At 47.9% G+C, this 13,117-nt stretch carries 13 protein-coding genes, 2 tRNA genes and 1 pseudogene; 9 read left to right on the plus strand and 7 right to left on the minus strand.

All coding sequences use genetic code 11. The features are described 5' to 3' along the window. Window positions 1-5: 5 nt before the first annotated feature. The 4 genes and pseudogenes from RDN93_RS03850 (at window position 6) to RDN93_RS03865 (ending at window position 1,418) form a co-directional block, all read left to right on the plus strand. Window positions 6-299, plus strand: coding sequence for a type II toxin-antitoxin system HigB family toxin (locus RDN93_RS03850; protein ID WP_308744252.1), 294 nt, complete (start codon window positions 6-8; stop codon window positions 297-299). A 4-nt stretch (window positions 300-303) separates the two neighbouring features. Further along, window positions 304-669: a type II toxin-antitoxin system HigA family antitoxin gene (locus RDN93_RS03855; RefSeq protein ID WP_073348210.1), complete on the plus strand. Its 366-nt coding sequence runs from the start codon at window positions 304-306 to the stop codon at window positions 667-669. Window positions 670-991: 322 nt separating this feature from the next. Beyond that, a pseudogene (locus RDN93_RS03860) lies at window positions 992-1,132 on the plus strand (type II toxin-antitoxin system RelE/ParE family toxin); the annotation flags it as partial. Next, window positions 1,113-1,418 (plus strand): helix-turn-helix transcriptional regulator, encoded by a 306-nt coding sequence (locus RDN93_RS03865; RefSeq protein ID WP_308744253.1) that lies wholly within the window; start codon window positions 1,113-1,115, stop codon window positions 1,416-1,418. The pseudogene RDN93_RS03860 and the gene RDN93_RS03865, both read left to right, overlap by 20 nt. A 63-nt stretch (window positions 1,419-1,481) precedes the next feature. Here the strand turns inward: RDN93_RS03865 and RDN93_RS03870 are convergent, their stop codons facing one another. Together RDN93_RS03870 and RDN93_RS03875 are read right to left on the minus strand one after the other, a co-directional pair. Further along, window positions 1,482-3,602 (minus strand): BT4734/BF3469 family protein, encoded by a 2,121-nt coding sequence (locus RDN93_RS03870; RefSeq protein ID WP_308744254.1) that lies wholly within the window; start codon window positions 3,600-3,602, stop codon window positions 1,482-1,484. A gap of 93 nt (window positions 3,603-3,695) precedes the next feature. Then, on the minus strand, window positions 3,696-3,926 hold the full coding sequence (locus tag RDN93_RS03875) for a DUF4248 domain-containing protein (protein ID WP_308744255.1): 231 nt from the start codon (window positions 3,924-3,926) through the stop codon (window positions 3,696-3,698). 194 nt (window positions 3,927-4,120) lie between these two features. Between RDN93_RS03875 and RDN93_RS03880 the strand changes: the two genes are divergently transcribed. The 3 genes from RDN93_RS03880 to RDN93_RS03890 are packed head-to-tail and all read left to right on the plus strand — an operon-like array spanning window position 4,121 to window position 5,253. Continuing rightward, window positions 4,121-4,615: an HU family DNA-binding protein gene (locus RDN93_RS03880; RefSeq protein ID WP_308744256.1), complete on the plus strand. Its 495-nt coding sequence runs from the start codon at window positions 4,121-4,123 to the stop codon at window positions 4,613-4,615. Between the two features lie 40 nt (window positions 4,616-4,655). Further along, on the plus strand, window positions 4,656-4,823 hold the full coding sequence (locus RDN93_RS03885; RefSeq protein WP_308744257.1) for a hypothetical protein: 168 nt from the start codon (window positions 4,656-4,658) through the stop codon (window positions 4,821-4,823). Next, on the plus strand, window positions 4,810-5,253 hold the full coding sequence (locus tag RDN93_RS03890) for an N-acetylmuramoyl-L-alanine amidase (protein ID WP_308744301.1): 444 nt from the start codon (window positions 4,810-4,812) through the stop codon (window positions 5,251-5,253). The genes RDN93_RS03885 and RDN93_RS03890 overlap by 14 nt, the downstream gene beginning before the upstream one ends. A gap of 25 nt (window positions 5,254-5,278) precedes the next feature. On the opposite strand, the gene pflA is transcribed toward RDN93_RS03890, so the two are convergent. Both pflA and pflB read right to left on the minus strand, forming a co-directional pair. Beyond that, window positions 5,279-6,007 (minus strand): pyruvate formate-lyase-activating protein, encoded by a 729-nt coding sequence (gene pflA / locus RDN93_RS03895; RefSeq protein ID WP_308744258.1) that lies wholly within the window; start codon window positions 6,005-6,007, stop codon window positions 5,279-5,281. A 14-nt stretch (window positions 6,008-6,021) separates the two neighbouring features. Beyond that, window positions 6,022-8,250: a formate C-acetyltransferase gene (gene pflB / locus RDN93_RS03900; RefSeq protein ID WP_308744259.1), complete on the minus strand. Its 2,229-nt coding sequence runs from the start codon at window positions 8,248-8,250 to the stop codon at window positions 6,022-6,024. A gap of 240 nt (window positions 8,251-8,490) precedes the next feature. Between pflB and RDN93_RS03905 the strand changes: the two genes are divergently transcribed. Together RDN93_RS03905 and RDN93_RS03910 are read left to right on the plus strand one after the other, a co-directional pair. Continuing rightward, window positions 8,491-8,575: transfer RNA gene (locus RDN93_RS03905), tRNA-Ser, on the plus strand. 81 nt (window positions 8,576-8,656) lie between these two features. Next, a tRNA-Ser gene (locus RDN93_RS03910) sits at window positions 8,657-8,744 on the plus strand. Window positions 8,745-8,824: 80 nt separating this feature from the next. Here the strand turns inward: RDN93_RS03910 and nuoE are convergent. From nuoE to nuoF, 3 genes are read right to left on the minus strand one after another with little or no spacing between them, the layout of a single operon-like run. Then, window positions 8,825-9,301 (minus strand): NADH-quinone oxidoreductase subunit NuoE, encoded by a 477-nt coding sequence (gene nuoE / locus RDN93_RS03915; RefSeq protein WP_008021615.1) that lies wholly within the window; start codon window positions 9,299-9,301, stop codon window positions 8,825-8,827. Window positions 9,302-9,319: 18 nt separating this feature from the next. Next, the gene (locus RDN93_RS03920) at window positions 9,320-11,086 is read right to left on the minus strand and encodes an NADH-dependent [FeFe] hydrogenase, group A6 (RefSeq protein WP_308744260.1); all 1,767 of its coding nucleotides are present in this window, start codon (window positions 11,084-11,086) and stop codon (window positions 9,320-9,322) included. Window positions 11,087-11,098: 12 nt separating this feature from the next. Beyond that, a complete protein-coding gene (gene nuoF / locus RDN93_RS03925) occupies window positions 11,099-13,006 on the minus strand; it encodes an NADH-quinone oxidoreductase subunit NuoF (RefSeq protein WP_308744261.1) in 1,908 nt (635 codons plus the stop codon). Window positions 13,007-13,117: the final 111 nt, after the last annotated feature.

The following is a 13,117-nucleotide window of genomic DNA, read 5'->3' on the forward strand; positions in this document are numbered from 1 at the left end:
AACTAATGAGAATATTTACTGAACAGGCATTAAAAGAATATGCAGAGGAGCATCCCGATTCAAAAGTCGCTTTGCAAGAATGGGCTGTTATAGTCAAAAGAAGTGAGTGGACTTGTTTCGCGGATATAAAGAAAACTTTTAATAGTGCTGACAATGTAGGTAATCAGCATTATGTTTTCAATATTAAAGGCAACAATTATCGGTTGGTAGTAGTTATTAAGTTTACTGTAAAGTTTGTATATATTCGCTTTATTGGTACTCATAAAGAATATGATAAAATAGATTGTTCTAATATTTGAAAGTATGACGAAGATAGAGAACCAAACCCAATATGAATGGGCTGTAAAAAGAGTAGAGGAGCTTCTTCCGTTGGTGAAAGATGATACTCCTTTGGATGACCCTAACAGCATAGAGTTGGAACTTCTTTCTAATCTTGTTGCTGACTATTCCGAAGAACATTTTTCTTTGGGAGAGCCTTCACTTGTCGATGTCCTGAAACTTCGTATGTACGAGATGGGACTTAATCAAAAGTCACTATCTCAGTTAATAGGAGTCAGTCCTTCACGTCTTAGTGACTATATTTCGGGAAAATGTGAGCCGACATTGAAGGTGGCTCGTGAGATAAGTAGGAAATTGAATATTGATGCTAATATAGTGTTGGGAGTATAGCTTCAAACTTAACTTTAAAAACGTGGCGGGAAATCTGAAAAAGACGGTTGTGTTTTTCGGATTTCCCGCTGTCTTTTTAAAGAAGAAAAAGAGAAAGTGTGAGGGGTGTGAGGGAGGATTTCTAACATTCGTGTCTATTTTATTAGAAAATATAGATAGGAAAAAATAAAATATAAGAGTAAAAGGTTGCAATTCCTCCCTCACACCCCTCACACTTATGTGGTAAATAGGATGAAAAATAATATAAAACAGACTGTTTTGTTGTATAGTTGAACAACGATTTGTACCTTTGTGATATGGAAAGGAAAATAATTGCATATAAAGGATATTCTTTTGTTTTGACGAAGGACGTATTGTGATATTATTCAATGGTTTTCAAAAAAAGTCTGAAAAGACACCTAAAAAGGAGATTGATAAAGCAAAGATATTAAGAAAGGAGTATTATGGAAGTAAAAACAAATGAAGAACTTTTTGATGTCAGTGCATTGATTGATGAGCGTTTTGGCAAACAGGGCACCTCTGAACGTGCGGAAGCAGAAGAAAAAGCTTATGCTTTTTACACGGGGCAGATTATTGAGGATGCGCGGAAAAAGGCTAAAATCAGTCAGGCTGAATTAGCCCGGCGTATCGGTTCCGACCGCTCTTATATATCAAGAGTGGAGAGTGGGCAGACTGAACCTAAGGTATCTACTTTCTATCGGATAATGAATGCTTTGGGGTGTAGAATCGAATTTTCGATGAATCTATAGAAACAAAAAAATGCAGAGTTGTAAAAGACAGCTCTGCATTTATGTTATAAACACTTCCTCTTATTATTCATATAGCCTGTTCGACTTTATCTGCTCCGTACTGATAACATATACAGCATATCTTCTCCCGTTTCTTCCATTCTTGAACTCAAAATTATGCTTTGCCATTACCTTGCCAATTTGAATCTTCGAACCGGTTGAATACTGATAACCGGTACGTTCGTGGATTAACTCGGCAATCTCGCTGACAGTGAGATACTGTACCGTTTCAAAACGTTCCGGTTGGCGGATATGGGTCAATACAAGTTCCTCTTCGGGCGTGTGAAACAAGAAACCCTCGTTGTTTTCTTCAAGCCGTGCATTATCTTCCTGCGTGAACCAGTATTGATACCCCGGTTTATTGAGCAGATACTTTATCTGTGCATATAGCTGCGCGTAATTGATTTTTATAAACTCGATAGAGTCGGCATGAAAACAAAGATAGCGGCGGTTGCCCGTTGTGTCGTGAAGTATCTCCTGATAATTGCACGTTCCTGCAAAGGAAGCGGAATGTGGAAAATTCTGCGAACGGCGTGCGTATGGCAGGCGGATACTAATCACTTTACGGGTGACCAAGTCTTTGAACGCACTCATGTCACGTCCACTCATACCTTCAAACTCATCGAGATTGATGAGCATTGCCTGGGTTACTCTAGCCAAATCATCTTTGTTGTTCGGGTTAATCAGGCCTGTGGAAAGATAAGCACGCAGTTCGGGCGGGAGCAGGTTGTTGATAAAAGTTGTCTTACCTATATTCTGCACCTCGCTGCAAAGCAGCAGAACTGTATGGTTTACAATCTCATCGCGGGTAGCGGCTGCACACATGGCTACCAAATACCGCTCCAGGCATTCTTGCCAGAAACTCTGGCGGCTTGTCTGTACGCTGTCCGCCAGGATACGGATATAGTCCGTCCCGTCCCATTCGGGCAACGAATCAAAATACTCACGGATGGGATGGTAGCTTGCGCTGAAATCAGAGTAAATTAAGTTCTGAATCATCTTTACGTTACAAGCATAGCCCAGCTCGTTTATCTCCATCCAGATACTATTTTCCATCATCTCATCCAGGATGCGGAAAGGTTCCGGCTGTTCGGTGTCAGGAACCCTTCGGCGATACTCCATGATATGAAGCAATTCATTATAACGGGTTTCATAACACTCACTGATGTGCTGTTCTATTTGCAGCATCCGTTTTTGGGTACTGTTCAGTTTGCGTGTATTGAACTCTTCGGTGTGCGTGTACGCACTATCAACCAATGAATCCGTTTCGTCCGCAGGAAGGTCGGTGAACTGGCTTTTGATGAAGGCTGCCGCTTCTTCCTGCGGGATTCCGTGCCTGTTGTATGTACACGCCAGATGATGCAGATAATTGTTCCGGTTTCCGGTGGTGTACTCTTCGGATTTGTTATGATAATAATTCAAAATGACCATTAGTGAAACGTGCGCAAAGTGATGCTTGAGCGCAGTTTCCTCATTCACCGGATTTGTGCCTTTTGTTGTTCCTTGCTTTTCCTTTCCGGGTGCTTTCTTCCTCTTCTTTTGCGATTTATAGAACATGGGCGGCTGCTCCACTACGAAAGCACTGGCATCGGGATTGAAGTAAATATGAGGGTCGTGCGAGAACAGACAGGTGCGCCCCACATCTTGGCCGGATGTGTCAATCTCTACCTGGCAAAGTTGGACATAGAAAGAAGCCACTTTGTTGTAGGCGGCATTGTGGAAATCTTCTATTTCCTGAATCGTTTCGGGCAATGTCCCGTCCGGGCGGCATACGCGTACTATGATTTTCAGTCCCATTCCTTTGGGACTGATGAAGGCGATGCGGGTATGTTTACATTCTTTCGCCAGAGACAGGATGCGTGTCAACTCTTCTTGATTCAGGTGGTCGATATCTACGACGATATATCCTTGATAGCTGATGAGTGTCGCACTCGAGCGTCCACCCCGGTAGCTGGCTGAGAATGTGACGGATGGCAGCTCTTTCTTCTTCTCGTTGGCTGCTTTTTCTCCTTGCTCTTGAAAAGTGCGGCGTATTTCCTCGACCATATCCCGATACTTGGAACTGCCGATGGTGGATACAATCTCTTCTTCGGTCATTTCCGCTATGATACGGTAGAAGTCAAGGAAGATGGTAAAATGTTTCATTCTTTAGTTGTTTTTTTATTTGCGGTTGCAAAGGAACTTATTTGTTGCGAGATGTAAAAGAACTTTTGATATAATGGCCGGAAGTTATTTGGATTAGGGCTCGCCTAAATAACGTACAATGGTTGCTACTTGTCGGGGAGAGAGCAGACGGTTGCGTGCGCGATACCCTTCTTCTTCGAGCTCGTGTAGGAGAGGTGGATTATACATAATCCACCGGCGGAGAATTTGTAAAGCTACTTTTATGCAAGTGGTGGGGTTGTAAAGGTGAGCCAGTTCCGCTTTCGTATAGGTGCGGATAATAAAGGAATTTTCTTTGTAATTCATATCGGTTTGTTCTTGTAATATGCTATAAAGTTACTGAAAATAACTGGTTTATTAAAGTATTAGCTTCACTTTTATTCGTTGGAAATCAGGAAACTTCGTTGGGGAATATGGGCTGTGGAAAAGGTTGTATTTTTGTGTCGTTAACAAGATGGAAATGCATTTCTAATGTACACAAAATTTGAAATTATTTTATTATGGCAATGACAGTTTCTTATTCGGTAGTGCCGCGCAAGAATCCTGCAAAGAAGGATGAAGCGGCAAAGTATTACGCACAGGCGCAGGCAGCCGGTGAGTTGGATTTCGAAGAATTGTGCGAGGCGATTACCAGTCGTTCCACCTGTACGGAGACGGATGTGCGGGCTTCGATTTCCGGAATCCTTTATGAGGCGAAACGCTCGTTGAAAGCCGGGCGTATCGTGCGGTTGGGTGATTTGGGCAGTCTGCAAATCGGTTTGAATAGTGAGGGCGCGGCATCGGTCAAAGAGTTCTCAAGCTCGATGATTAAAGGGGCGCATATCATTTTCCGTCCCGGAAAGACGTTGGCGGAACTGCTGAAAATCCTGAGTTATCAGCAAGTGTCGACGCGTGCGGTAGCTCAATCGGGCAGCGATAGCGGCAAGGATGATAAAGACCCCGATGACGGTGGCGGTTCGGGCGACGATGGCGAAACACCGGATCCGGCTGCTTGATATTCTCCTTTTTTGATAACCAATTAATTTTAAAGAAAAGATGAAAGAAATCGTAAGCAAGATTTTGGAAGTTATCATGTACATCATTCCTTTTTTCGGGAAGAGAAAGCATGATAGAGTAGTGAGAGAAGTGCGTTACAACACTACGCACAAGGAAGTGTGCAACGTGAAGACGACGGAAAGGAAGAAGGATGATGCGGAAGATTAGCCTGATTGTGATTCATTGTTCCGCCACCCGTGCCGACCGTGACTTCACGGCGCGGGATGTGGACACGGCTCACCGGTTCCGGGGATTCTCGTGTTGGGGGTATCATTACTACGTACGCAAGTCGGGACAGATAGAGCCGATGCGTGACGAAGATACGGTGGGCGCTCATGCACGTGGTTACAACGCGGTCAGTTTAGGGGTGTGTTATGAAGGCGGACTGGATGAAAACGGAAAGGCGGCGGATACGCGCACTTCCCGGCAGAAGGAAGCCTTGCATCGCCTGGTAAGTGAATTGTTGCAGTGTTATCCGGAAGCAAAGGTGGTGGGACATCGTGATTTGAGTCCCGACACTAATTACAACGGAATTGTAGACCCTTGGGAGCGGATAAAAGAATGTCCCTGCTTCGAGGTGAAAACAGAGACATGGTGATTCTCTCTATTTATTACTGTGGCGGTTAGTTGACCACCACAGTAGCAAAATACTCTTTAAATACTCCCGCAGCTTTTTCAAGTTGTTCGGGGGTATTTTCTTTTACATCTTTCAGCTTGTATTCCTGTTCCATGGCTTCGTATTTGTGTACGCCTAGCGTATGGTAAGGCAGCACCTCTACACGCTGAATCATCTTGTACTTTCCCAAAGCCTCTCCCAGTTGGCGGATATCCTCTTCAAAGTCGCTGTATCCGGGCACTAATACATAACGCAACCAAAACGGTTTTTCGTTCTCTTCGAGCCATGCCGCCGTGCGGATGGTCTGTTCGTTGCTTCTTCCGGTCAGTGTCTGATGGCGGGCGGGGTTGAATTCCTTGATATCAAGCAATACGAGGTCGGTCAGTTTGAAAAGCTCTTCTACATCTTCATTCCAGATGCCGCCGTTGCTGTCTATGCAGACGTGAATCCCTTTCTCCTTCAGTTCTCGGACCAGCGGGACAAGCGCTTTCGCCTGAAACGTAGGTTCTCCGCCCGAAAAAGTAACTCCACCGCGCTTTCCGAAGAAGGGACGCTGGCTCACGGCCATGCGGACAATCTCTTCCGGCGGGGTAGGCGTACCACCTTTGCCGGCTATCGTGTCGGGATTGGCACAATACAGGCAGCGGAAATTGCAGCCTTGAAGAAAAACGACGAGCCGTAAGCCCGGCCCGTCGAATGTTCCCATACTTTCGTATGAATGTACGTTTATCGTCATATAGAGTAGATAGATTACATACGTTCGTGGAAGCTACGGCTGATAACTTCCAACTGGTGTTCGCGGCTCAACTTCACGAAGTTTACGGCATAACCGGAAACACGGATTGTAAGCTGCGGATATTTCTCCGGATGTTCCATAGCGTCATAAAGCATATCACGGTTCAGAACGTTAACGTTCAGATGGTGAGCGCCTTTGGTGAAGTAGCCGTCCATCATGGTAACCAGGTTGTCTATGCGGTCTTCTGCGGTAGCTCCCAGTGATTTGGGAACGATGGAGAAGGTGTTGCTGATACCGTCCTGTGAGTCACGGTAGCGCAACTTTGCGACGGAGCTCAGAGAAGCGATAGCACCGTTCTTGTCGCGTCCGTGCATCGGGTTGGCACCCGGAGCAAAGGCAACGCCTTTGGCACGTCCGTCGGGAGTAGCACCGGTCTTTTTACCATACATCACGTTAGAAGTGATGGTCAGCAATGAAAGGGTAGGGCGGGCATTCTTGTACACCGGCAACTTCTTCAATTCTTCACTGAAGAAATATACCAGGTCAACACCCAGATGGTCTACCTTGTCATTGTCATTACCGAAACAAGGGAATTCGCCTTCGATGTCGAAACCTTCCGTCAGACCGATGTCGTTGCGGCGGGCGGTAACTTTCGCATACTTGATGGCAGACAGTGAGTCGAGCGCGATGGAAAGTCCGGCTACACCGTAAGCAAGGTTGATGCGCGGGTTGGTATCTACGAGGGCCATCTGTGCCTTTTCGTAGTAATACTTATCGTGCATATAATGGATGATGTTCATCGCTTCGTTGTAAACGCGGGCGATTTCAGTCAATACCTTCTTGTAGTTGCTCATTACTTCTTCGAAGTTCAGCGTGTCACTGGTCAGTACAGGGATGTTTTTCACCATGACCGTACCCGTGTTTTCGCAACGTCCGCCGTTGATGGCGAGCAATAGGGCTTTGGCCAGGTTACAGCGTGCACCGAAGAATTGAATCTGCTTTCCGATTTCTTGGTAAGACACGCAGCAAGCGATTCCGTAGTCGTCCGACTGGCGTACTTCGCGCATCAGGTCGTCGTTTTCGTACTGGATAGAAGAAGTGTCGATAGAAACTTTGGCACAGAATTCTTTGAAACCGTCCGGCAGTTCCGGGCTCCACAATACAGTCAGGTTCGGTTCTGGTGACGGGCCGAGGTTGTACAGTGTTTGCAGGAAGCGGAAGGAAGTCTTTGTCACTTTGGTACGTCCGTCGTTGAGACGTCCACCCAAAGATTCGGTCACCCAGGTCGGGTCGCCGGCAAAAATGTCGTTGTATGATTGCATACGCAGGTGGCGTACCATGCGCAGTTTGATGACAAACTGGTCGATAAGTTCCTGTGCGAAAGATTCGGTGATGGTTCCTTTGCTCAGTTCATATTCCATGTAGATGTCGAGGAAGGAAGAAACATTTCCTAATGACATGGCTGCACCGTCTTGTTCTTTAACGGCGGCAAGGTAAGCCATATATACCCATTGAACTGCTTCCTGTGCGGTGTAGGCAGGACGGCTCAAATCGAGTCCGTAATATTCGCCCATAACCTTCATGTCCTTCAATGCCTTGATTTGCTCTGCCACTTCCTCGCGCAGGCGGATGCGGGCCTCGGTCATCGGACCGGTCAGGTTGCGCAGGTCTTCTTTCTTGGCTTCAATCAGTCGGTCGATACCGTAGAGCGCCATACGGCGGTAGTCACCGATGATACGTCCGCGGGCATAGTTGTCGGGAAGTCCGGTCAGGAATCCCAGTGAGCGGAACGAGCGGATTTCTTCGGTATATACGTCGAATACGCCGTCGTTGTGCGTCTTGCGGTAGTGAGTGAATATATCTTTTACGCGGTCGTCCACTTCCACGCCGTTTTCGTGGCAAGCCTTGCTCACTACGTTGATACCGCCGAAAGGCTTGATGGCACGTTTCAGCAGTTCGTCTGTCTGCAGACCGACGATTAATTCGTTTTCCTTGTCGATATATCCGGCTTTGTGGGAAGTGATGGTGGATACGGTAACATTGTCAAGCGAGCGGACGCCGTTGTTTGCTCTTTCTTCCGCCAGCGCTTCGAGGCAGCGGTTCCATACGGCTTTTGTGCGTTCGGTAGGTCCTTCGAGGAAAGAAGCATCTCCGTAATACGGAGTGATGTTATGACTTACGAAATCCCTGACGTTGATTTCGCTGCTCCAAAGACCATCTTTAAAGATTTTATTTAATTCCATAAATGATAAAATTAGAGGTTGTAGTTATCCTTTTCTTTAGAGCGCACAAAGTTACAATCATTTTTCATATAATCAGCATAAATATGCTCCATTTTATGCTTTTCAACATAAAATACCTAGATATTGCTATCCTTTGGAAATCTTCTCGAAATTTTTTTTTGTGGAAACTCTTGCATGTTTAAAAAAAGTTCGTACCTTTGCACCGCTTTTAACGAAAAGCACTTCTGAAAAGGAAGTTTTGGAGAGGTGGCAGAGTGGTCGATTGCGGCGGTCTTGAAAACCGTTGTACCGCGAGGTACCCGGGGTTCGAATCCCTGTCTCTCCGCTGGAAAATAGCAGCTTTGAAGCTGCTATTTCTTTTGTGGAAAGTATATTTCCATTACCCTGTTTTTTTATTGAAAAATAAGGAGAGGTGCTCGAGTGGTTGAAGAGGCACGCCTGGAAAGCGTGTATACCCCTAAAGGGTATCACGAGTTCGAATCTCGTTCTCTCCGCTTTTTTTGTCTGTTGTTAAAAAATGTTTTAAAGCGGTTGCTTTGCTTTTTCAAAGCAACCGCTTTTTTATTCCGGACATTTATTCCAATTCCTCGATAATCTTCTTTACATCTATCGGTTGCAGCCTTCCGTACACTTTCTCGCCAATCATCACTACCGGAGCCAGTCCGCAGGCGCCTACGCAGCGCAGGCAGTCCAATGAGAATTTTCCATCCGGTGTGGTTTCGCCGACTTCGATGCCTAGTACGCGCTTGAATTCTTCAAGCAGCTTTTCAGAACCGCGCACGTAGCATGCCGTACCCATGCAGACGGAGATGGGATGCTTCCCTTTCGGGGTCATGGTGAAGAACGTATAGAAAGTGACCACCCCATATACTTTCGATACGGGGATATTGAGCTTGGAAGCGATGATGCGCTGCATCTCTTCGGGCAGGTAGCCGTGCAGATGCTGCGCTTCGTGCAAAATATTGATTAATTCGCCCGGATTGTTTCCGTGCTTGTCGCAAATCGTTCTGACTTGTTCCGCCACGTCGCAGGCTAGTTTTATATCTGACATAATACTCTTCGTTTAAAGTTAATCCATAGATTTGTTGAAATAGTGGGTGTGCAATAGCATTTCCGATTTCTCGCCCAGGGGTTTGCCGAGATATTCTTCGTATAGTTTTTTGATGTACGGGTTATCGTGCGACTTGCGCAGCGGTTTGTTGGCGTCTTCACGATAAAGCGCATTGGCGCGGGCGTATAATACTTCCGAATTGCCGTGGTGCAGCGGTTGGCCGCCACCGCCGATGCAGCCGCCGGGGCAGGCCATGATTTCGATGACGTGATATTCGTTGTGCCCGTTCCGTATATCTTCCAGCAGATGGCGGGCGTTGCCCAGTCCGTGTGCGATGCCTACTTTCAGTTCAAATCCGTTCAGATTGACGGTGGCGCGGCGGACTCCGTTCAGTCCGCGTACTTGTTCGAAGTTTACATTCTTGAGAGGTTCTCCGGTGTAGATTTCATAGACGGAGCGCAGGGCGGCTTCCATTACGCCGCCTGTGGCGCCGAAAATGACGCCGGCGCCTGTCGATTCGCCCATCGGATTGTCGAACGGGCTGTCTAGTACCAGCGGGAAGCCGATGTTGGCACGTTTAATCAGCCGTGCCAGTTCGCGGGTGGAGATGGAGTAATCCACGTCGGGGATGCCATTTACTTTGAACTCGTCGCGGTCGCATTCATATTTCTTTGCCAGGCAGGGCATGATGGATACGACTACTAACTTCTCCCTGGGGATTCCCATCTTTTCCGCCCAGTAGGATTTGGCGATGGAGCCGAACATCTGTTGCGGGGAACGGGCGGTGGACGGTATATCCAGCATATCCGGGAAGTGATGTTCGAAGAAGTTCACCCATGCCGGACAACAGGACGTAAGGATGGGCAGGCGGACGGACTTGTCGCCGTTGAGATAGCGTGTCAGGCGGTTCAGGATTTCGGAGCCTTCTTCCATGATGGTGAGGTCGGCTGCGAAATCGGTGTCGAATACATAGTCGAATCCCAGTTCGCGCAGGGCGTATACCATTTTTCCGGTTACCAGTGTGCCGGGGGGGAATCCGAATTCTTCTCCCAGGGCAGCGCGTACGGCAGGTGCGGTCTGCACGATGACTACCTTGTCCGGGTTTGCCAAGTCATCGAGCAGGCGGTTGGTGTAATCACGTTCGGTCAATGCGCCTACCGGACAGACGGCTACGCACTGGCCGCAATAAGTACATTCACTCTCTGTCATCATGCGGTCGAAGGCGGGAGCTATCGTCGTGTTGAAACCGCGGCGGATGGCGCCGAGTGCGCCTACTGTCTGCACATCGTTGCATACACTTTCGCAACGGCGGCAGAAAATACATTTGTCCATGTTGCGGACTATGGAAGCGGTGATTTCCCGTTTGCGGGGAGACAGTTCACCTCCATTGAAAGGCATCTCGCGGATATTGAAGCGCAGTGCCAGTGTCTGAAGTTCGCAGTTGCCGCATTTCGGACAGGTGAGGCAGTCGTTGGGATGGTCGGAAAGAATCAGCTCGGCTACTACCTTGCGGGCGTTCATCACGCGCAGGGTACTGGTTTTTACTACCATGCCTTCCGTGCAACGGGTGGCGCAGGCAGGAGCCAGGTTGCGCCGTCCGATGACTTCGACCACGCAGATGCGGCAGGAAGCGGGATTGTTTTTTATGCAGGTTCCTTTCAGGTCAATGTGGCATAAGGTAGGTATGTTGATACCTATTTTGTTGGCGGCTTCAAGAATGGTGCTTCCTTCGGGGACGGTGATAAAATGACCGTCTATTTGGAGTGTAATTTGTTTTTCTTCCATGGTAAATAGACTTTAACAGACGAGAATGGCTTTGAACTTGCAGCGTGCCATGCACATTCCGCATTTGATACATTTGTCGGGGCTGATGATGTGCGGTTTGCGTACCAGTCCGATGATTGCGTCCGCCGGACAGTTCTTGGCGCACAGATGGCAGCCGATGCAAAGTTCGGGATTGATGGTGTAGGTCAGCAGGGATTTGCACTGTTTGGCACGGCAGGTTTTGTCGCGGACGTGTTCCAGGTATTCGTCATGGAAATTGTCCAGCGTAGACAGAACCGGGTTCGGGGAGGTCTGTCCCAGCCCGCAGAGGGCGGTGTCTTTGATAACTTGTCCCAAAGTGGCGAGAGTGTCCAGGTCTTTTTCCGTGCCCCTTCCTTCGGTTATCTTGTTCAGCAATTCAAGCAGGCGTTTATTGCCGATACGGCAAGGCGTACATTTCCCGCAGGATTCTTCTACGGTAAAGTCCAGGTAGAAGCGGGCGACGGATACCATGCAGTCGTCTTCGTCCATCACAATCATACCGCCGGAACCCATCATGGAGCCGGCAGCCAGAAGATTGTCGAAGTCGATGGGGGTATCCAGGTGCTTCTCTGTCAGGCAGCCGCCCGATGGACCGCCTGTCTGCACCGCCTTGAATTTCTTTCCGCCTTTGATGCCGCCGCCGATTTCGTAGATTACTTCGCGGAGCGTAGTCCCCATCGGTACTTCAATCAGTCCGACATTGTTTATCTTTCCTGCAAGGGCGAATACTTTTGTGCCTTTGGAACGTTCCGTTCCAATCGTTGCGAACCATTCGGCGCCTTTCGTCAGGATGATAGGGATATTGGCGAGCGTCTCTACATTGTTCACGTTGGTAGGCTTGCCCAGGTAGCCGGATTCGGCGGGGAAAGGCGGTTTGAGAGTCGGCTCGCCGCGTTTTCCTTCCATGGAGTGAATCAGGGCGGTTTCTTCGCCGCAGACGAAGGCGCCTGCTCCATAGCGTATCTCGATGTCGAAACTGAAGTCTGTTCCTAAGATGTTATCTCCCAGCAGACCGTAATTGCGGGCTTGCTCGATAGCTGTTTTCAGCCGGCTGATGGCAAGAGGGTATTCGGCGCGGATATACACCAGTCCTTTGCTGGAACCGATGGAGTAACCGCAGATACACATGGCTTCTACGATAGAGTGAGGGTCGCCTTCCATGATGGAGCGGTCCATAAATGCGCCGGGGTCGCCTTCGTCCGCGTTGCAAACTACATATTTGATGTCCGATTGCTGCTTATGGGTAAACTCCCATTTCAGTCCTGTGGGGAAGCCGCCACCGCCACGTCCGCGCAGGCCGGAGCGTTTGATGAGGTCGATTACGTCCGTCGGCTGCTTATTGAGAAGGCAGTCCGCCAGTGCGTAATATCCCTCGCGGGCGATATATTCCTCGATATTTTCCGGGTCGATAAAGCCGCAGTTGCGCAGGGCGATGCGTAGTTGCTTCCGGTAGAAATCCATGTGCTTGGAGTCGCTGACGGTATGTTCCGTTTTCGGGTCTGTGTACAGCAGTCTTTCTAGCTTCCGACCGCCGATGATATGTTCGGTGATGATGTTTTCCGCGTCTTCGGGGGTGACTTGTGTATAGAAGGTGTTGTCGGGGATGATTTTCACGATAGGTCCTTTTTCGCAGAAACCGAAACAGCCCACTGTGATAACTTCTACTTTGTCGGCAATGCCGTTCTTTTGGATGGCTGACCGGAGATTGTCCGTAATGTCTTGGCTTGAAGAGGCTTTGCACCCTGTGCCGCCGCAAATCAGGATTTGAAGGTGTTGCGTGCCGGATGCCAGTCCGCAACATTTTTCGGTGACTTTCTCATTACTTTCTTCACGTAATGAAAGTTTGTGTTCCGCTCTTTTCCTGATTGTTGCCAAATCATGGATAGATAAGATTTTCATAAGTAATCAGAATTGTTAGTAGGTTTTTTGCAAATATAATTCTTTGTTTGGAAAAACATAGTCCCGGACAAATAAAAAACGGTCTTTACCGGAAGGATTAGGTAAATAAAT

It is taken from the genome of uncultured Bacteroides sp. (assembly GCF_902491285.1).
Classification (GTDB): domain Bacteria; phylum Bacteroidota; class Bacteroidia; order Bacteroidales; family Bacteroidaceae; genus Bacteroides.